This window comes from Gilliamella sp. B3817, from assembly GCF_026536705.1.
GTDB lineage: Bacteria > Pseudomonadota > Gammaproteobacteria > Enterobacterales > Orbaceae > Gilliamella > Gilliamella apicola_I.
Genome location: NZ_JAFNNV010000005.1, coordinates 74,168 through 94,467, shown reverse-complemented (window position 1 = coordinate 94,467; position 20,300 = coordinate 74,168). Strand labels below are relative to the sequence as shown.

Below are 20,300 nucleotides of genomic sequence, written 5' to 3'. Positions count from 1 at the left end.
TACCTAAATACGGTGAACTGAAGTGGTATTCGTTGTGCCACTTGGTACTAAAGCACCTGATACCATGACAATAGTATCACCTTGTTGTAAACCACAAATTTTTACAGCTAACTCTTTACCTAAACGGTAAAAATCATCTGTTGAATTAATAGCATCAATTAAAATTGGCTCAACACCTTTTGTTAGGGCTAATTGATTAACCGTTTTTTGACTTGATGATAATGCTAAAATACGCGCTCTAGGGAAATAATGACGGACTTCACGAGCAGATTTACCACTACGAGTTGCAACAACAATTAAAGGCGCACTTAGACGTTCAGCTATTTCTACCGCACCACAACAAACAGCCGCAGTAATACGTAATTTTTCTTCTTTGGCAGTAAGCTCTAAAGAAGCAGGAATGGTAATGTCTGTACGTTTACAGATAGTCGCCATAACATTAACGGTTTCTAATGGGTATTTACCTTTAGCACTTTCGCCTGAAAGCATGACTGCATCAGTTCCGTCAATAATGGCATTTGCCACGTCACCCGCTTCAGCACGAGTAGGGCGTGGGTTTTTAATCATAGAGTCAAGCATTTGAGTTGCAGTAATAACAGGTTTAGAAGCTTTATTACATTTTTGAATCATCATTTTTTGAGCAAAAATAACTTCTTCAACCGCAATTTCCACACCTAAATCACCACGAGCAACCATGATACCGTCAGATGCTTCCAAAATTTCATCAAAATTATCTAATCCTTCTTGGTTTTCAATTTTAGAGATAATTTTAATCTCTTCACCGCCATGAGATTTCAAATGTGCGCGAATATCTTCAACATCTGAGCGTTTACGAATAAATGACGCAGCGATAAAATCAACACCTTGTTCACAACCAAAAATAAGGTCATTTTTATCTTTTTCTGCAAGTGCCGGTAATTTTATTGAAACACCAGGTAAATTAATACCTTTGTTTTCACCTAAATCACCATTATTCAATACGGTACAGATGACTTCGTTGCCTTTTATTTCTTTGACTTCCATCGCAATTAAGCCATCATCAACAAGAACGCGATTACCCACTTTAAGATCTTGAGCAAAACCTTTATATGTTACAGCTACGCGCTCAGCGTTCCCAATGACTGTTTCGTCAGTTGTGAATGTGAATGTTTGACCTGCAACTAGTGAAACGTCATTCCCACCTTCCAATTTAATTGTACGAATTTCAGGACCTTTAGTATCAAGCATAATTGCTGCTTTTAAACCTGTTTCTTGCATGACTTCACGTAGGTTTTTGATACGATTTCCATGTTCTTCATAATCACCATGGGAAAAGTTCAAACGCATTACGTTCATGCCTGCATTTAATAACTTAGCTAGCATTTCTTTTGATTCTGATTTTGGTCCAATAGTACAAACGATTTTTGTCTTTTTCATAATATTATCTACTAGTTGTTAAGGTTGAAGTTTAATTTTAAATAAACTGTTTTTAATTATGTTCACGCAAAAAAAAACCAATGCCCATGCATTGGTATGTAATAAGTTAGCAGTAACCCAAAAAGTTACTTGTATTAACTGCAATCTTTGAAAAATTAAATATTTTCATCAAAAAATATATATCCTTAAAAATCTGTGTTTATTATAGTCTTAACCACACTTTAAATAAAGTTTTTTATCAAAAAAACTAGATTATATTTGACGAAAACAAAAGAAGAATCATCCTAATTAACGAATACAAATGGCAAGATGTTCTTAACGACATTCATTGCTATTACATCAGATCTTTAAGTTGATAAATGAGTTCATTGCTTTCATTTTTCAATGTCAATTGATCTTTGTTCAAGCTGACTTTTGCACCTTCTGTAATCATTTGGGTAATAATGCCATCTAACTTATCTAATTGTTCATCATTACAAAGCATCTTTGTCATACCAACGCCTGCACCTTTGATTGTTTCATTTTCTAAGGTAACTTTTGCGACAAATCGGTTACACATTTTTCCAGTAATATTCATATTTTCGCCAAACTCAAGTTCTGCAGCTTTATCTGAAGAAACATCTTGTCCATTCGCTTTTACCAATACAAAATGGTGATGTAACAAATCTTCAGCTTTAATTTTATTTGATTCTCCACATCCAGTTACTACTAAAGCTCCTGCAAATAATGATGTTAATAGTAATGTCTTTTTCATCTTAACTCCTAATGATAGTTTAAATTTGTTATAATAGATTTAATTAAAATTACTTACAAATATTTTACTCTTTATGTTATCTCAACAGCAAATTAAATTTCTAGAATCAATGTCTTTCTTAGACAAGCATAAAATATTGAAGCTTGCTAAGAATAATCAAGATCTAGCAAAAATCAATTTAGCGGTAACTCAAGCTGTTTCACATTATCAAGCAAGATTGACGTCTTTACCTGCACAGATTGAATATCCGTCTAATTTACCTGTGGCTGAAAAAAAATCAGAAATTTACCATGCGATTCAGCAGCACCAAGTGGTAATTATTGCAGGTGAAACTGGTTCCGGTAAAACAACACAAATTCCTAAAATCTGTTTAGAATTAGGTTTAGGTGTAAAAGGATATATTGGACATACCCAACCAAGGCGGCTTGCAGCCCGTTCTGTCGCTAATCGCATAGCGGAAGAGTTAAATACCGAAATAGGGCAGTTAGTCGGTTATAAAGTCAGATTTTCTGATCAGGTTAGTGATACCACATTGATAAAATTAATGACTGATGGCATTTTGCTGGCTGAAATTCAAAAAGATAAACTTTTATTGCAATACGATACTATCATTATCGATGAAGCTCATGAACGTAGTCTTAATATTGATTTTATTTTGGGATATCTGAAACAATTGTTACCTAAACGCCCTGATTTGAAAGTGATCATAACGTCTGCAACCATTGATGTTGAGCGATTTTCTAACCATTTTAATCATGCGCCTATTATAGAAGTATCTGGAAGAACCTATCCTGTCGAGGTACGATATCGTCCGCCAATATATGATAACGAAGATGATAAAGAGATTAACAAAAATAGTGATTTTCAACCTATCATTGATGCAATTGATGAGTTATCAAAAGAGAGTTCAGATGATATTTTAATATTTTTAACTGGTGAGCGAGAAATACGTGATTTAGCCGATACACTAAACAAGCTTGAATTACGTCATACCGATATATTACCGTTATACGCTAGGTTATCTGCTTCCGAGCAAAACCGTATTTTTCAACCACATTCTAAACGACGCATTGTGCTTGCTACCAATGTAGCGGAAACTTCATTAACCGTACCCGGAATTAAATATGTCATCGATCCTGGACTGGCAAGAATAAGTCGCTACAGTTATCGAACTAAAGTTCAACGTTTACCGATTGAACCCATATCGCAGGCTTCAGCTAATCAACGAAAAGGTCGATGTGGACGTACTTCAGATGGTATTTGTATTCGTCTTTATGATGAACAAGATTTTTTATCTCGCCCTGAATTTACCGACCCTGAAATCTTACGTACAAATCTTGCTTCTGTCATATTACAAATGACATCGTTAGGTTTGGGTGATATAGCTGCTTTTCCTTTTGTCGAGGCTCCCGATTCAAAATATATTCGTGATGGAATTCGTTTATTAGAAGAACTTGGTGCCATATTCACTAAGCATCATCAATATCATTTAACTCAAATAGGCAAAATTTTGGCACAATTACCGATTGATCCTAGATTAGCCAGAATGTTAGTTGAAGCAAGACGATTAGGTTGCACTAAAGAAGTTATGATAGTAACCGCAGCGTTGTCAATTCAAGACCCAAGAGAACGCCCTTTTGATAAACAACAGGCTTCAGATGAGAAGCACAAACGTTTTGCAGATAAAGATTCAGATTTTATTTCTCTTATTAATTTATGGAATTATATTCAAGAGCAACAAACCCTGTTATCGGGTAATCAGTTTAGAAAGTTATGCCCGAAAGAGTATTTGAATTATCTCCGCATTCGTGAATGGCAAGACGTCTATACTCAAATTCGTCAGACCATTAAACAATTATCTTTTCCAATCAATAGTCAACCCGCAGATTATCGATCATTACATGTGGCTTTATTAAGTGGTCTACTTTCACATATTGGTTTAAAAGAGATTGAAAGAAACGAATACCTTGGTGCTCGAAATATCAAGTTTGCCATTTTTCCAAATTCAGTGTTATTTAAAACTCAACCTAAATGGTGCGTTGCCAGTGAGCTTGTTGAAACCAGCCGACTATGGGGGAGAACAGTAGCTAAAATTGATGCAGAATGGATTGAACCCATAGCTAAACATTTAGTGAAATACAGCTATAGTGAACCTAGGTGGTCAAAAAAACAGGGCACTACAATTGCAAATGAAAAAGTGACATTATTTGGATTGCCTATAGTCCAAAATCGAATTGTAAATTACAGCCAGATAGATCCTGTGTTATCCCGTCACTTTTTTATAAGACATGCTTTGGTAGAAGGGGATTGGATTACTAATCATAAATTTTATAAACTAAACCAAAAGTTGATTAATGAAGTCGAAGATCTTGAACACAAATCCCGTCGTCAAGACATTTTAATCGATGATGATCAGTTATTTGATTTCTATGATCAGCGTATTGATAAATCAATTGTTTCAGTTAAACATTTTGACAATTGGTGGAAGCAAAAGCAAAAAACTTCACCTGATTTTCTCAATTTTGAAAAACAGATGTTAATTAACCAATCAGCACAATTGATTGATTTAACTCAGTTCCCTGATTATTGGTATCAAGATCAATTCAAACTGCCTCTTAATTATGAGTTTGATTTAGGTAATAACCGTGACGGTGTCACTGTTAGAATTCCTATTGATATATTGAATCAAATCAAAAATGATGGATTTGACTGGCAAGTACCCGGTTTTAGAAAAGAATTGATAGTATCCCTTATTAAATCATTACCTAAGTCTTTACGGCGCAGTTTGGTTCCTGCACCTAATTATGCTGAAGCATTCTTAAGTAGAGTAACATCGATCAAACATCCGTTACTTGAAACATTAGAGCATGAATTTCGAAAAATGACGGGGGTTCAAATTACTCATGAGGATTGGCAGTGGGATCAAGTTCCAAATTATTTAAGAATTATCTTTAGCATTATAGATAATCAAGGTAATGAAATTGCTCATGGCAAAGATCTTAATCTTTTAAAAGAGCAATTAAAAGCTAAAATACAATCAGCATTATCCTCATTGACTACTAAAAAATCAGCAAATCCAATTGAGTTAAATAACCTAACCGATTGGACATTTGGTACCCTACCGGCTATTTATGAAGAAAAACAAAAAAATTACACAGTCAAAGCATATCCAGCCATTGTAGATGATTATAAATCAGTCAGTATTAAGTTAGTCGATAATCAAATCGAGCAACAGCGATTAACTAAACTTGGTTTAAGACGTCTTCTCATGATAAATATTCCTTCACCAATCAAATATTTACATGAAAAGTTACCGAATAAATCTAAATTAGGTCTCTATTTTAACTCATTTGGTACTGTACTCGATCTTATTGATGATTGTATAGCCTGTGGCATTGACTATTTGATTGGAAAGAATAATAAACTTATTCAAACTGCTGAGCAGTATCAACAATTACTTGAATATACAAAAGCGAATATTAACCAAGTTGTGGTTGATATAGCCAAACAAGTAGAAGCCATCTTAACACTTCATTTTAATATTAATAAAAGGTTGAAAGGGCGTGTCGATTTATCTTTAGCTTTTGCCTTATCTGATATTAAAAATCAGCTTAATCATTTAGTTTATAAGGGGTTTGTTGCACAATCAGGTTACCACAGATTAAATGATATCTATCGATATTTATCCGCAATTGAAAAACGAATTGAAAAATTAATGCTTAATACGACAAAAGATAGACAATCAATGAATATTATTGAGGAAATTCAGAATTATTATCATCACTTTTTAAGTAGCCTTTCAAAAAATCAGAAATTAGATAATCGTGTTCTTGAAATACGCTGGATGATAGAAGAGTTAAGAGTTAACTTATTTGCACAGCAGATGGGCACTCCTTATCCAATATCAGCTAAAAGAATTAAACAACAGATTGAGTTGATAAAATCAGAATTATAACAAATTAGCCTAATAGAAAAGGGCGCTAATGCGCCCAAATTAAAGATTAACGATATAAGTCAACAAACACGGTAATATTAGGGCCATTTGTATCTTGTGCAATTCTAGCAATATGATAATACTTGGCACCAGCTTCTATCGCTCTTTTACCTGCTTGATATGAAATTTCCTGATCTGTGACATAATAGCCACGGAATTTTATTGTATTGAAAGGAACCATTTTAGCTGCTGTTCCATCATTTAATTCTTGAATTTTACGACCATCCGAAAGAGTGACAGTGTAACGATTTACGCGCTGTGGTTCGCTCATGACTTCAGTTTTTTCTGAAGTAGTATTAGTTTGTGCTGTTGTAATAGTCGTTGCAGTCGAATTAGTAGAAGAAGCTGTATCGATAACTTTGACTTTGTTATTAAATTTATCAGCATAAAACTTTTCATTAAATGCAGATGGTGAATAATACCCCGGTCTTTCAACCTGCATTGCGGCTTCGCCACCTTGGGCTAAAGCTAATTGTCCTGCTTCGGAATCATAAGGGATTGCATTTTCAGGTTGAAGTTTACGTTCTGGTGCATCTTTCTTAAATAAATAGGCAACAACCTGCAAATTACTTCCTAATTCTGAACGATTATCAATATAGTAAGCATAAGCACCTTTGTTTAAAGCTTCTTTTGCAATTGATTGATTAATATCATATTCACTTGGGAAATAACCACGAATACGAACAATATCATAAGGTTCTAGGCGAATAGCTTTAGATTTAGGGTATTCGTAGACTCCACCAAATTGGCGAAAGCTGTCATTTTTCTCTTCGGCTTTAGGTGCATTAGCTTTGTACAATTTAGCATAAACAATACGCAAAGTATCATTAGAAGGGCTGATATTTGTCGTTGTAATATAGAAAGACGCAGCACCTTCTTTGTCTGCTGCTTTAGACATAGCCAACACATAATCGCTATCAGTATAAAATGCACCTCGAACAGAAATTTGTTTGAAAGACTGCAAGTTGCTTGCTTGTTCTTCAGTTAACTGCTGAGCCGCATAAGAATACATAGGAACAAATGTAACCATAGCAGCAATAAGTGTTTTCTTTAAACTCGTCATATTCTATAAACCTTACAATTTTTAAATCGTATATTAAATATTTGTTATTTTAACATAAAAAAATCAGTTACCTAAACTTATTAGCGCATTTAAATTTTTAATGAAAATATATCTGCCTTTAACGTGTAAAATATCTTGTTCTTGTAGTTTCGACAAAATTCGGCTTACGGTTTCAATCGTTAAACCTAAATAATTTGCTATATCACTACGGCTCATAGATAACTTTATGTTTAGTGATGTGTGACCACGATTTTCATATCTTCTATAAAGAGAATATATAAAATAGGCTAGGCGTTCATCAGCCTTTTTCTGAGAATAACATAAAATTAATTTTTGATAGTTATAAATGTCATTACTTAATAACCTAAATATCATGCTTCTGACACAAGCATTTGATTCAACTAAAGACATTAGTTCTTCATAACGCAATTCACAAGCTAAAGTATTAGTAAGCGCTTTAATGTTGTTATTATATATTTTAGTTGATATAGAATCCAGTCCAACAATATCACCAGGTAGATAAAAGCCATTAATCTGTTCTTTATTGTCTGATGTTGTAACATAGGTTTTTACAGCACCAGAATGAATAATAAAAAACCGAGTAAAATCAGTGCTCTTGGATACTATGAGTTCATCTTTAGCATAAGTCTTTTTACGTTCCAAAACATTATTTAAAGTATTATTTAATAACATTGGTAGACATAAAGAGCCTATACTGCATAATTCGCAAGGAACTGAATAACTTTTTGATCGTATATTCTTATTGGTAGTTTGCATAATAAATTAATCATTAATCCAAGTTCAGTTCTAGCCAAGAGTAACATATTTTTATGATAAAACAACAATTGGCCAATTCATATAGTTTAAATTATTAATCAACAAAACGTTCATTTAGTTTAAATTAACAGAAGGCAAGCATTAAAATAAGCATAATAATGAAAAGTATTAATAGGTGTTGGCAATTATATACTAAAGATAATCGATTTTATATTATGATATTGACTATCACTCTAAAAGGTTAAATTACGGTTTGATCTGATAGTTAAAGAACTTTTAATCAATTTTGAATTGAAAGTAGGGTTTAGCAAAACGGAGATATAACTGAAAATCATTTTAAGTTCGTAATAATGATTGTATTTAACATAATATACATTATCCAAATCTTATCCAACTGATTAAAAACAATAAAAATCTAAAATATTTTTTCATTCATATGGTTATAATGTTCATGAAGAATAGGGCGTTATATAAGATTTATAAGTAAAAATTAAATCTAGTTCAATGATTTATAATTACGAATTCAAGTTAATTTTTTAAAGCTCACTTATTAATTTATTATAGAATACCCAACTGGCTAAATACAATCCGTTAAATCATAAAAAATAAGCCTTTATGTTTACCATCAAAAAATACAAGCACAATAAATATCATGATAACAGCCAAAATAATTCTAAATTTTCTTTTTTTAAAAAGTTTTTCAATCGTGTTATTTAGATAAGTTCTATCAACATAACTCATATATAATATCAAAATAACCAATAAAACAGCTATTGGAACAGCTAAAACCATATCATTATTAATTGTCATATTTTTGTTTAACTCATTATCTATATCTAACTATAAATGCAATTACCCGGAATTCTTTTTCTTAAAAATAATTGAAACGGTTATCGTAAAATCACTGTCAAAATTACCAAACCTTAAAACGATTTAATCAAAATCCTAATCCTAAATAATAATGTAACATTTATTATCTAGAACGCATAACAAAATTTATACAGATATGTTTTCACATTATTGGGGATTATCAAACTATGAACGATTAAATGAATTACATGATGAATTTTTAAATTTAGATAAAAAACTGGCGGTTAATGCGATGGATTTTGAAACTATCAGCGAACAATTAATAAGGTGTGGCGTAGTAGAAACCACTCGTTCAGCAAATACTACTGCAATGTATGCGATTCAATGGGCGCATGGACAAACATTTGATTTTAACAAATCACAGGTTCAAATACACAGAGCACGTTTGAGAAAAATCGGCATTGATATAGCACAGCGTTGCAATCTGGCAAAATTCAGCCCGATTTCAGTTCGAGAAATTCGACAGGTGACGGTATCTGATTGTCCAATTCCTGATTGGTACAAAATGCCACAGATATTTAAATTAGCGTCGTAAATTGGTTATCTGAATGATGAAAATTCACGTACGTTTATCGTGGTGCGGATAATGTATATTATGTTAAATAATATTTATTGTTTAGGAATCCATAAATTCTGTTATTTTATCTGATGATAATACTATTTATTGCCTTACTGAGTTATAACCTATTCCTAATTAACATCAACATTCATACTTTAGCATTTAATATTTTTTGCCAAAATTTCTAAAGTTGAATGTTTATTTGTAACCAAAAATTATTTGAAATAAATGTATTGAAATTTGAATGAACCAAAACCAAAGCATTTTATTTAGATATGAAAATAATTTCGCTTCCTGACAATGGCATTTTTAAAACATGATTTTTAATTTTACCCCAAACTTGCATTTCACATGCTTTACAGTTAAATTTCAAAATGAGCTCTTCATTATTATTTTGTATTAATTTCATTGGTGTGACTTTTGTTTTGACACCTTGAATACCTTTAGCTTGTTTCGGACATAAATTGAACGCAAATCGCAAACAGTGTTTTGTTATCATCAAAGGAACATCATCTTTAATTTCATGAGCTTCATATGCGCTTTCTATTAATTGAACACCATGTTGTTTATAAAACTCACGGGCTTTATGATTATAGACATTAGCTAAATAAGTTAATTGATTATCGGGATAAATTGGTTTTGGGTTAGTTTCAGGCTTACGCTTATTGGTTTGGTAGCTTGCTAACCTTGCTGAAGTTAATTTTTCAATAATGTCTCGTCTTAATTGATTAAGTTGACTGCTGGGAATAAAATAAATTATCGATAAATCGATAATAAGCTCAGACAAATAATAAATAGTTTGCCCAAGTTTAGATAGATTATCTTGAATATTTTTTAACGCTTTATCAGTTTGATTCGCCAAATCAAATTGACCAATCAGATCTAATTCGACACAAATACCCTCCTCACTTTTGGCTATCAACTGAATTCCATTATCGATATTAGACAACACAAACGAAACACCAATACGACGATCGCTTGAATCTTTGAGTAAGTTTTGTTGCCATAAATGATCTAAATTACGATTAACAATAAAAGGCAATTTGATGGTATTAAGCGATTTGGGAATTTCATTAGGATAAACCCGATATTGATTAGCACCTAATTTATCGACTTTATCTGCTCGAAATCCAAACACTTCTCGTTTAATGAGGACATTTAGACCATCACCATTAGTTAACATTTTTTCAGATTTAATATCAATATACTGAGCGGTTACATTAGTTATTTCACCAATTTGTAATCCAATAAATTTTGGCGACTCAAAAGCACCAATGTCAGGTTTTCGACCAGTAACAAAATAATCTGTATTACCACGGTTAAATGTTCGTTTGGGATCTGGTGTAAAAAAGTATTCTGTTTTGCCACTAGAAGCAGCCGTTAAATTCGATGAATTTGAAAGGATGTTATCCAATTTTTGTCGATAATGTGCAGTAATATTTTTTACATAAGTTAAATCTTTATAACGCCCTTCTATCTTAAACGATCTTACACCAGCTTGGATTAGCGATTCTAAATTATCTGATTGATAATTGTCTTTCATCGATAACAAATGCTTTTCGTAAGCAACAACACGTCCTTGATCATCTTTTAAAGTAAAAGGCAATCGGCAAGCCTGTGAGCAATCTCCACGATTAGCACTACGCCCAGTTTGCGCATGTGAAATATAGCATTGCCCGGAAAAAGCGACACATAACGCACCATGAATAAAAAACTCTATTTTTGCATCTATTTGCTTAAAAATAGTCGTAATTTCATTTAAGTTTAATTCACGTGCTAATACAATTTGCGAAAAACCAACATCGGATAAAAACTTTGCCTTTTCTGGCGTTCGAATATCCATTTGCGTACTGGCATGTAAGTCGATTGGTGGAATATCTAAATTTAAAATACCCATATCTTGCACGATTAACGCATCGACGCCTGCATGATAGAATTGCCAAATTAATTGTCTTGCAGATTCTAATTCATTATCATGAAGAATCGTATTTAACGTCACAAATACTTTAGCGTAATAACGATGTGCAAATTCAACTAATTTTGCAATATCACTAACCGAATTTCCTGCATTATGACGAGCGCCAAAACTAGGCCCGCCTATATATACAGCATCTGCACCATGTAAAATTGCCTGCATCGCAATTTCAATATTTTTTGCAGGACTTAGTAATTCTAATTGGTTTTTATTCTGATATTGATCCATCTGTGACATCGTTTATTCTCAAAAATACTTCAAATTTTAGTGTTTTAATTTATTGACAAGCGTTATAGTGAATTCACTAAGACTTGTCAATAATAACAGGGTAATACTTTTATTTAATAAAATGTTAATTTGTGATTTCTATTTAAGATAATGTCGTGCTTTTAAAGCCGCTATACGTTTGTCTAATGGCGGATGAGACATAAATAGTTCTGAAATTTTGGTTTTTTTCGCACCATTTATACAAAATGCCATTATCGATGAATCTTCTTTAGGTTCGTAACTTGTTTTTAACTTTTCTAGCGCTGCAATCATTTTATTTGCACCTACCAATTTTGCCGAACCAGCATCAGCATGAAATTCTCGGTATCGTGAAAACCACATAGTAATAATACTTGCCAAAATACCAAAAATGATTTCAAAGACCATAACAATTAGATAATAAATCATTTGGGATGATCCTCGATTACGTTCATCCATGGCTTGAGTTGCCAATGAAGCTAATAGTCTGGATATAAAAATAACAAATGTATTAATTACACCCTGTAATAAAGTCATTGTAACCATATCTCCATTAGCGATGTGACTCATTTCATGTGCAATGACAGCTTCTGCTTCATCCTGTGACATCGTACTTAATAAACCTGAGCTAACGGCAACCAATGAACTATTTTTACTTGCTCCTGTAGCAAATGCATTCATATCATTAGCTTCATAAATTGCCACATCTGGCATTTTTAAACCAAGCTGTTCTGCCTGATGATGAACAATATTTAATAACCATTGTTCTTGAGCATTGGCCGCACGTTTAATCAGTTTTCCTTTAACCGATTTTAATGCTATTGTTTTAGAGAATAAAAGAGATATATATGAACTACCAAAGCCAAATATACCTGCAAAAATCAATAATCCTAAAGTACTGTGAGCATCTACCCCCAATATACTTAGGATAATACCAAAGACAAACATTACTGCTAAGTTAGTCAGTATAAATAGCCCTACTCGCATCATAAATCTACTCCATATTGTTTTTAGCTTTTAATAAAAAAGCCTAGAAAATTGCCTATTATATTAATTCAACAAAAATACTTCTTTCTATTAGATAGAAAGGCTATATGTTGTTATATAGAATGATCAGTTAGTTAGTTTTGTTTTTGAAAAGATTAAAGCATTGCAGATAGTTTGGAGGAGACCCTATCAGCCACATCCCACACACATATTTTTTACTTTGGCTGCTTCCTTCCGGACCTGACCTGATGAGCAAAGAAATGTTGCAAGAGGACCCATAGAGCCTCCATTGAGGAGGTCGTATTATGCTTGAATCAATTAATTAATACAAACATTTTTTTAATAAAAAAAATTGAACGACCTTTCTTTAATCAATCAAAAAAAGGTCGTTTAATTATCGCACGAATACTTACCTAACTTTTAAAGCGTTAGGTTTTTTTCTACGCGATCTCTAAATTTAATTCCTGGTCTAAAGGTAACAACCCGACGAGCAGAGATATCTACACTTTCACCCGTTTTTGGATTTCGACCCGGTCGTGAATTTTTATCACGAATAGTGAAATTACCAAACCCAGATAATTTAACAGGTTCCCCTTTTTCTAAAGCCACTCGTATCTCTTCAAAAAAAAGTTCAACAAGGACTTTAGCTTCTTGACGATCAATATTAAATTTATCGGCAAGACGATCTGCAATATCAGCTTTAGTTAATGTCATAATTATTATTCTCTTAATAGGGCTTTGAAACGAATTTGTAAAGCAGTAACACACCTGCTTACAATGTTTGTTATATCTTCTTCTTCAAGTGTACGTGATTTGTCTTGTAAAATCAAACTGATAGCAAGGCTTTTTTCATCATCCTTAATGTTATCGCCTTGATAAACATCAAACAGATTAACTTTGATAAGTTGCTCACCACCAGCCTTTTTACACTCAGAAATAATATCTGCTGCTGGAATTGTATTTGAAACGACAATAGCAATATCTCGTTTATTTGACGGATATTTTGATACGTCCTGAGCCGACGGTACCTTTTTGTTATTAATTTTAGCTAAATTTATTTCAAAAACAAGCGTTTTACCATTTAAAGATAATTTTTTTTCAATTTCTGGATGCAAAACACCTAAATAACCAATAATTTCATCATTTACAAAAATAGCGGCACTTTGTCCAGGATGTAAAGCAGACAAATTAGATTTTTCATAGCGTACGTCTTGAGCACATCCTAGAATCGAAAATATTGACTCAATATCCCCTTTTAGATCATAAAAATCAACAGCTTTTTTAGGTAATGTCCAATGTTCTTCATATAAATTACCCGTAATTACACCCGATAACATTTGTTCCTGACGAACACCAAATTCACTTTTATCGTCTGGAATAAAGCGTAAGCCAGTTTCAAACAATCTAATTCTTGATTGTTGTCGGTTTTGATTATATAACACTGCGCCTAATAATCCAGTCCATAATGATAAACGCATAACTGACATTTCACTTGAAATAGGATTAGGTAAGTGAATTTGGTTTAAATTGGGATGCAAAATTTGTTGTACTTTTGGATCAACAAAACTGTAAGTTACAGCTTCTTGATAACCTTTATCAACTAATAAATCTTTTATTCTAGCTAATGAAATTTGACCTTCTGGTTTTGGCTGCATGACAGACTCAATGTTTAAGTTGGCGTTTGGAATATTGTTATATCCATAAATACGCGCCACTTCCTCAACGAGATCTTCTTCTATCTGTATATCAAAACGCCAACTTGGTGCTTCAACTGACCAAATTTCATTTTTATAATTAACTTTACATCCAAGTCTTTCTAAAATATCAGTGATTTTTTGTGTATCAATTGTATAACCAATTATGCTATCAATTTTATTACGGCGTAGTTGTATGTTAGCTGATTTTGGCAATTCAGTTGAACTGGTTTTGTCAACAATCGGTCCGACCTCACCGCCACAAATATCGAGGATAAGTTGTGTTGCTCTTTCCATCGCAATGCTTTGTAAAGCTGGATCAACTCCTCTTTCATACCGATGAGACGCTTCAGTATGCAGACCATATTCACGAGCTTTCCCGGTAATAGCTAATGGTGCAAAGAAGGCCGATTCAAGAAAAATATCTTTCGTCGATTGAGTCACACCAGATTTTTCTCCGCCCATAATACCGGCTAAAGCAAGTATTTTATCATGATCCGCAATAACTAAAGTTTGATCATTCAATTCAGTTTCATTGCCATTAAGTAAAACAACTTTTTCACTTTTTCGAGCATATCTCACAATAATGCCCTTTTCTATTTCGGCAAGATCAAATGCATGCATTGGATGACCAAGCTCTAACAAAACAAAATTTGTTATATCGACAACCGCATCAATAGACCGTATTCCACCACGACGTAATTTTTCTTTCATCCAAAGTGGGGTTATTGCGTTTACATTGATATTTTTGATAACACGCCCTAAATAACGAGGCGCAGCTTTAGGCTCATCAATTTGAATTGATAATGTATCTGAAATTGTTGCAGGCACGCTTTCAACTTGGAGTGATTTCATTGGAATATTGTTCACTGCTGAAATATCACGAGCGACACCAATGATTCCAAAACAATCAGCTCTATTTGGCGTTACACTGATGTCAATTGAAACATCGTTAAGATTCAGGTATTCACGAATATCTTGCCCTAAAGGAGCATCATCAGGTAATTCAATTATGCCATTATGATCGTCCGTTATACCAAGTTCTGAATAAGAGCAGAGCATCCCTTCTGATGGTTCACCTCGCAATTTTGCGGCTTTAATTTTAAAATCACCGGGTAAAATTGCACCAACAGTTGCACAAGCAACAGTTAATCCTTGACGACAATTTGGAGCACCACAAACAATATCGAGTAATTCTGGTTTTCCAATATCTACTTTGGTAACTCTTAGCTTATCTGCATTTGGATGTTGCTTACATTCAACAACTTTCCCGACTACAACTCCCGAAAAGTTACCTGCCACTTCCTCAACATCATCAACTTCTAAGCCTGCCATGGTTAATTGATCGGCTAAGGTATCGCTACTTATTTCTGGATTGATCCATTCACGTAGCCAACTTTCACTAAATTTCATGTTTTGATCTCCAGAATTAATTAAATTGCTTTAAAAAACGTAAGTCATTCTCAAAGAAAGAACGTAAATCAGTGACACCGTAACGTAACATGGTTAATCTTTCGATTCCCATACCAAAGGCAAAACCACTATATACGTCTGGATCGATACCTACATTTCGTAAGACATTAGGATGTACCATTCCGCACCCTAATACTTCTAACCATTTACCATTTTTAGCTTTAATATCAACTTCGGCAGAAGGTTCGGTAAACGGAAAATAAGCGGGTCTAAAACGAATTTCCATATCATCTTCAAAAAAGCAGTGAAGAAAATCATGTAATAGCCCTTTCAAATGGGTAAAACTAATATTTTTATCAACTAATAGCCCTTCCATTTGGTGGAACATTGGTGTATGAGTTTGATCGTAATCATTACGATAAGTTCTGCCCGGTGCAATGATTCGAATTGGTGGTTTTTGATTTTCCATGGTACGAATCTGTACGGTAGAAGTTTGAGTACGTAATAAACGTTTAGCATCAAACCAAAAAGTATCATGATCTGCTCTAGCAGGATGATGAGCAGGGATATTTAATGCATCAAAATTATGATAATCATCTTCAATTTCTGGACCTGTTTCAACAACAAACCCGAGTTCGCCAAAAAACTCAACTAAACGATGAATCGTTTTGGTGACAGGATGTAGGCCACCGAGTTCAAGTGTTTTACCTGGTAAAGTGATATCAATTGTTTCATTGGCAAGCTTCGCATCAAGAGCTTGACGCTCTAAGAAACTTCGTTTTTGATTTAATAATTCGACAACTTCTTGTTTAGCATCATTAATTTTTTGACCTACAGCTGGTCGCTCTTCCGCAGGAACATCACGTAATGAAGCCATTTGTAACGTAAAATAGCCTTTTTTACCAAAATATTCCACTCGGATCTGTTCGATCATATTAATGTCATCAGCACTTTCAATAGCGGATTTGGCATTGCTTACCAGTTCAACTAATTGAGACATAAAATTCTCCTGCTTATTGTTCATTACATAAAAAAAGCCTCTTTCTGAGGCTTTTATAATTATCTTTCGTTTTTCATTTGCCTCACGAATGCATATCGTCATTAAAGCTAAAAAAGAAACGAAAAATAATTAATATCATCATTAATTCACTTTGTTAAAATAACTATTGCTATCCATAACGATAAAAGCCGAGATAACTCGGCTCTTATAAAGCAATTATAGTGCAGCTTTTGCTTTTTCGACTAATGCAGCAAATGCATTTTTGTCGAATACAGCAATATCAGCAAGAATCTTACGATCGATTTCAATTGATGCTTTCTTTAATCCATTGATGAAACGGCTATAAGAAAGACCACATTGACGAGCTGCGGCATTGATACGTACAATCCATAATTGACGGAATTGACGTTTACGTTGACGACGGTCACGATAAGCATATTGTCCAGCTTTGATTACAGCTTGGAAAGCAACACGATATACACGTGAACGAGCTCCGTAATACCCTTTTGCTTGTTTTAAAATTTTCTTGTGACGTGCACGAGCAATAACACCACGTTTAACACGAGCCATAAATAATATCCTCTAAATAATTAACCAATAAATTAAGCGTATGGAACACACGCTACAACTAAACCTAAATCACCTTTTGACACAGTTGTCAAACCACGTAAATGACGTTTACGTTTGGTTGATTTTTTAGTTAGGATATGACTCTTGTTAGCTTGCTTATGCTTGAAGCCACCAGAAGCTGTTTTTTTAAAGCGCTTTGCTGCGCCTTTTACTGTTTTAATTTTAGGCATTTTACTAATTCCTACTTCGCATTGTTAATGACAATGAAAAAATGGTGTAATTCTCAATAAAATTAAGAATTAGCTTGATGAACCATTATTTCTTCTTCGGCGCAAGCACCATGATCATTTGACGACCTTCAATCTTAGTTGGATAAGATTCAATCGTTGCCAAATCAGCTAAGTCTTCTTTAATGCGATCAAGCATTTCAGTCCCTAACTGCTGGTGAGCCATTTCACGTCCACGGAAACGTAGCGTGACTTTAGCTTTATCGCCATCTTCAAGAAAGCGTATCAGGCTGCGGAGTTTTACCTGATAGTCGCCTTCGTCTGTACCAGGTCGGAATTTAATTTCCTTAACCTGAACAACCTTTTGCTTCTTCTTCTGTTCTTTTGTTGCTTTACTTTTTTCATAGAGGAACTTGCCATAATCCATAATTCGACAAACAGGTGGTTCTGCATTAGGGCTTATTTCAACTAAATCTAAAGCAGCTTCTTCAGCTTGTTTTAAAGCTTCATCCAAGCTAACAATACCGAGCTGTTCACTATCGACGCCGGTTAATCTCACCTCGCGAGCAGTAATTTCATCATTGATTTTATGCGCACGTGTTGACTGAATTCGTTTACTGACTTTAATATCTCATTCCTCCAAATTAATTTATCTTTAATTCATCTGTTCTAATGAACGACTATGAATTTCGTTAAGCAACAATTCTATAACATGTTTCACTTCAAAGCTACCAAGATCTTTACCTTGACGCGTTCGAACTGATATTTTACCTGATTCCATCTCTTTGTCACCACAGACAAACATATAAGGAACACGTTTTAGAGTATGCTCGCGGATTTTAAACCCAATTTTCTCATTTCTCAAGTCTGCTTTTGCTCTAATTCCAACTTTTTGCAGTTTCTCGGTCAATTGTTTAGCATATTCAGCTTGATTATCGGTAATATTGATAACTGCAACTTGCAATGGTGCTAACCAAGTAGGGAAGAATCCCGCACAGTTTTCTGTCAAAATTCCCATAAAACGTTCCATTGATCCTAAAATTGCGCGGTGAATCATGACAGGAACATGACGCTCATTATCTTCACCCACGTAAGTTGCATCTAAACGCTCTGGTAACATAAAGTCAAGTTGAACTGTTCCGCATTGCCAAGCTCGACCTAAACAATCGTGTAAAGTAAATTCGATTTTTGGTCCGTAGAAAGCACCTTCACCCGGTAAATATTCAAACTCTATACCATTTTCAGTTAAACACTCAGCCAAGTCTTTTTCTGCTAAATCCCATGTTTCATCTTTACCAATTCGTTTTTCCGGACGAGTTGATAATTTTACAGTTATGTCTGTAAAGCCAAAAGTACTATAAGTATCATAAACCATTTTGATACAGCTATTTACTTCACTACGAATTTGACTTTCTGTACAAAATATATGGGCATCATCTTGGGTAAAACCACGAACACGCATTAAACCATGTAAAGATCCAGAAGGTTCATTACGATGACAGCTACCAAATTCAGCCATACGTAATGGTAAATCACGATAAGATTTTAAACCTTGATTAAAAATTTGAACATGTCCCGGACAGTTCATTGGTTTAATACAGTATTCTCGATTTTCAGAAGAGGTAACAAACATTAATTCTTTATAGTTACCCCAATGCCCTGTCTTTTCCCATAAAACACGATCCATCATAAAAGGTCCTTTCACTTCTTGATAATCGTATTCTTTTAATTTGGTACGAACAAATACTTCAAGCTCACGGAAAATAATCCAACCGTCATTATGCCAAAACACCATTCCTGGCGCTTCTTCTTGCATATGGTAAAGATCAAGCTGTTTACCGATTTTACGATGATCCCGTTTAGCCGCTTCTTCTAAAAATTGCAGATAACTATCTAATTGTTTTTTATCTGCCCAAGCTGTGCCATAAATGCGTTGTAACATTTTATTATCACTGTTACCACGCCAATAAGCGCCAGCAACTTTTTGTAATTTAAAATGGTGGCAAAAACGCATATTAGGAACATGAGGACCGCGGCACATGTCAATATACTCTTCATGATGATAAAGTGCTGGAGTAGAATCTTTAGGAATATTTTCATCTAAGATTGCAATTTTATAAGGTTCACGTCGTTCCCAAAAAACCTCTCTTGCTCGTTCCCAGCTCACCACTTCTTTTTTTACTTCATAATCTTTTTTGGCCAATTCATGCATACGTTTTTCTAATGCATCAAGATCTTCCTGAGTTAAAGAGTGATCTAGATCGACGTCATAATAGAAGCCATTATCAATTGTTGGCCCAATTGCCATTTGCGTATTTGGCCATAGCTGTTTTATTGCATGACCTAACAAGTGAGCGCATGAGTGACGAATTATTTCAAGTCCATCTTCATCTTTTGATGTGATAATCGCTAGAGTTGAATCATGCTCGATCAAATCACAAGCGTCTTTACGTTCACCATTAACTCGCCCAGCAATACACGCTTTGGCAAGGCCTGCTCCGATACTTTGAGCAACTTCTAAAACACTAACAGGCTTATCAAATTGACGTTGACTTCCGTCAGGAAGAGTAATAATTGGCATATAAAATCCTTATAACAGTGGTGCGCCACACGAAAGCGCACATGCGTACATAAAAAATTGACCGTGTATAATACCATTTATGTGCTATTTTTCAAATAAACATATGCTTTATCTTGTCACTGTTTTATCAACTCATTATGAGAACAATAAAATTGATTAACTCAATTAAAAATA

Annotated in this window: 16 protein-coding genes and 1 other RNA gene; 2 read left to right on the top strand and 15 right to left on the bottom strand. The window is 33.9% G+C overall.

Going from position 1 to position 20,300, the window contains the following annotated elements; genetic code table 11:
* Positions 1-3 precede the first annotated feature (3 nt).
* Positions 4-1,416: a pyruvate kinase PykF gene (pykF, locus tag J3U36_RS07825; RefSeq protein WP_267350949.1), complete on the bottom strand. Its 1,413-nt coding sequence runs from the start codon at positions 1,414-1,416 to the stop codon at positions 4-6.
* Positions 1,417-1,750: 334 nt separating this feature from the next.
* On the bottom strand, positions 1,751-2,170 hold the full coding sequence (locus J3U36_RS07820; protein WP_065557749.1) for an META domain-containing protein: 420 nt from the start codon (positions 2,168-2,170) through the stop codon (positions 1,751-1,753).
* Positions 2,171-2,243: 73 nt separating this feature from the next.
* Here J3U36_RS07820 and hrpA point away from each other — a divergent pair, with 73 nt between their 5' ends.
* Positions 2,244-6,125 (top strand): ATP-dependent RNA helicase HrpA, encoded by a 3,882-nt coding sequence (hrpA, locus tag J3U36_RS07815; RefSeq protein ID WP_416379822.1) that lies wholly within the window; start codon positions 2,244-2,246, stop codon positions 6,123-6,125.
* 46 nt (positions 6,126-6,171) lie between these two features.
* Here hrpA and J3U36_RS07810 read toward each other — a convergent pair whose 3' ends face one another.
* The 3 genes from J3U36_RS07810 to J3U36_RS07800 all read right to left on the bottom strand — a co-directional run bounded on the left by J3U36_RS07810 (position 6,172) and on the right by J3U36_RS07800 (position 8,814).
* A complete protein-coding gene (locus tag J3U36_RS07810; protein WP_267378723.1) occupies positions 6,172-7,227 on the bottom strand; it encodes a YdgH/BhsA/McbA-like domain containing protein in 1,056 nt (351 codons plus the stop codon).
* A 63-nt stretch (positions 7,228-7,290) separates the two neighbouring features.
* Positions 7,291-8,004 carry a helix-turn-helix domain-containing protein gene (locus tag J3U36_RS07805; RefSeq protein WP_065557746.1) on the bottom strand — a complete coding sequence of 238 codons (714 nt, stop codon included), beginning with the start codon at positions 8,002-8,004 and terminating at the stop codon, positions 7,291-7,293.
* A 591-nt stretch (positions 8,005-8,595) separates the two neighbouring features.
* Entirely contained in the window at positions 8,596-8,814 is a 219-nt protein-coding gene (locus tag J3U36_RS07800) for a hypothetical protein (RefSeq protein ID WP_267378726.1), read from the bottom strand.
* Between the two features lie 196 nt (positions 8,815-9,010).
* On the opposite strand from J3U36_RS07800, the gene J3U36_RS07795 reads away from it, so the two are divergent.
* Positions 9,011-9,409, top strand: a complete 399-nt coding sequence (locus tag J3U36_RS07795) for a phage/plasmid replication domain-containing protein (protein WP_267359769.1) — start codon at positions 9,011-9,013, stop codon at positions 9,407-9,409.
* 289 nt (positions 9,410-9,698) lie between these two features.
* On the opposite strand, the gene J3U36_RS07790 is transcribed toward J3U36_RS07795, so the two are convergent.
* From J3U36_RS07790 to thrS, 10 genes are all read right to left on the bottom strand, one after another.
* On the bottom strand, positions 9,699-11,636 hold the full coding sequence (locus tag J3U36_RS07790) for a peptidase U32 family protein (protein WP_267378851.1): 1,938 nt from the start codon (positions 11,634-11,636) through the stop codon (positions 9,699-9,701).
* Between the two features lie 138 nt (positions 11,637-11,774).
* Positions 11,775-12,644: a protease HtpX gene (htpX, locus tag J3U36_RS07785; protein WP_267378731.1), complete on the bottom strand. Its 870-nt coding sequence runs from the start codon at positions 12,642-12,644 to the stop codon at positions 11,775-11,777.
* Between the two features lie 181 nt (positions 12,645-12,825).
* Positions 12,826-12,921: signal recognition particle sRNA small type (gene ffs, locus J3U36_RS07780), an RNA gene on the bottom strand.
* Positions 12,922-13,061: 140 nt separating this feature from the next.
* On the bottom strand, positions 13,062-13,355 hold the full coding sequence (locus tag J3U36_RS07775; RefSeq protein ID WP_065557741.1) for an integration host factor subunit alpha: 294 nt from the start codon (positions 13,353-13,355) through the stop codon (positions 13,062-13,064).
* 5 nt (positions 13,356-13,360) lie between these two features.
* Positions 13,361-15,748: a phenylalanine--tRNA ligase subunit beta gene (gene pheT, locus J3U36_RS07770; protein WP_267378733.1), complete on the bottom strand. Its 2,388-nt coding sequence runs from the start codon at positions 15,746-15,748 to the stop codon at positions 13,361-13,363.
* Between the two features lie 16 nt (positions 15,749-15,764).
* Positions 15,765-16,748 (bottom strand): phenylalanine--tRNA ligase subunit alpha, encoded by a 984-nt coding sequence (pheS, locus tag J3U36_RS07765; protein ID WP_267350965.1) that lies wholly within the window; start codon positions 16,746-16,748, stop codon positions 15,765-15,767.
* Positions 16,749-16,964: 216 nt separating this feature from the next.
* Entirely contained in the window at positions 16,965-17,318 is a 354-nt protein-coding gene (gene rplT, locus J3U36_RS07760) for a 50S ribosomal protein L20 (RefSeq protein ID WP_024496189.1), read from the bottom strand.
* A gap of 32 nt (positions 17,319-17,350) precedes the next feature.
* Positions 17,351-17,548, bottom strand: a complete 198-nt coding sequence (gene rpmI, locus J3U36_RS07755) for a 50S ribosomal protein L35 (protein ID WP_065557738.1) — start codon at positions 17,546-17,548, stop codon at positions 17,351-17,353.
* An 85-nt stretch (positions 17,549-17,633) separates the two neighbouring features.
* Complete coding sequence (infC, locus tag J3U36_RS07750) at positions 17,634-18,173, bottom strand: translation initiation factor IF-3 (protein WP_065557737.1); 540 nt, start codon at positions 18,171-18,173, stop codon at positions 17,634-17,636.
* Positions 18,174-18,200: 27 nt separating this feature from the next.
* Positions 18,201-20,126 carry a threonine--tRNA ligase gene (thrS, locus tag J3U36_RS07745; protein WP_267350967.1) on the bottom strand — a complete coding sequence of 642 codons (1,926 nt, stop codon included), beginning with the start codon at positions 20,124-20,126 and terminating at the stop codon, positions 18,201-18,203.
* Positions 20,127-20,300: the final 174 nt, after the last annotated feature.

Bases quoted from the DNA above. Each gene is read 5' to 3' on its own strand.
- thrS (WP_267350967.1), bottom strand. From the start codon at position 20,126: ATGCCAATTATTACTCTTCCTGACGGAAGTCAACGTCAATTTGATAAG.
- hrpA (WP_416379822.1), top strand. From the start codon at position 2,244: ATGTTATCTCAACAGCAAATTAAATTTCTAGAATCAATGTCTTTCTTA.
- pheS (WP_267350965.1), bottom strand. From the start codon at position 16,748: ATGTCTCAATTAGTTGAACTGGTAAGCAATGCCAAATCCGCTATTGAA.
- J3U36_RS07775 (WP_065557741.1), bottom strand. From the start codon at position 13,355: ATGACATTAACTAAAGCTGATATTGCAGATCGTCTTGCCGATAAATTT.
- J3U36_RS07810 (WP_267378723.1), bottom strand. From the start codon at position 7,227: ATGACGAGTTTAAAGAAAACACTTATTGCTGCTATGGTTACATTTGTT.
- pheT (WP_267378733.1), bottom strand. From the start codon at position 15,748: ATGAAATTTAGTGAAAGTTGGCTACGTGAATGGATCAATCCAGAAATA.
- rpmI (WP_065557738.1), bottom strand. From the start codon at position 17,548: ATGCCTAAAATTAAAACAGTAAAAGGCGCAGCAAAGCGCTTTAAAAAA.
- J3U36_RS07805 (WP_065557746.1), bottom strand. From the start codon at position 8,004: ATGCAAACTACCAATAAGAATATACGATCAAAAAGTTATTCAGTTCCT.
- J3U36_RS07795 (WP_267359769.1), top strand. From the start codon at position 9,011: ATGTTTTCACATTATTGGGGATTATCAAACTATGAACGATTAAATGAA.
- pykF (WP_267350949.1), bottom strand. From the start codon at position 1,416: ATGAAAAAGACAAAAATCGTTTGTACTATTGGACCAAAATCAGAATCA.
- rplT (WP_024496189.1), bottom strand. From the start codon at position 17,318: ATGGCTCGTGTTAAACGTGGTGTTATTGCTCGTGCACGTCACAAGAAA.
- J3U36_RS07790 (WP_267378851.1), bottom strand. From the start codon at position 11,636: ATGGATCAATATCAGAATAAAAACCAATTAGAATTACTAAGTCCTGCA.
- htpX (WP_267378731.1), bottom strand. From the start codon at position 12,644: ATGATGCGAGTAGGGCTATTTATACTGACTAACTTAGCAGTAATGTTT.
- J3U36_RS07800 (WP_267378726.1), bottom strand. From the start codon at position 8,814: ATGACAATTAATAATGATATGGTTTTAGCTGTTCCAATAGCTGTTTTA.
- J3U36_RS07820 (WP_065557749.1), bottom strand. From the start codon at position 2,170: ATGAAAAAGACATTACTATTAACATCATTATTTGCAGGAGCTTTAGTA.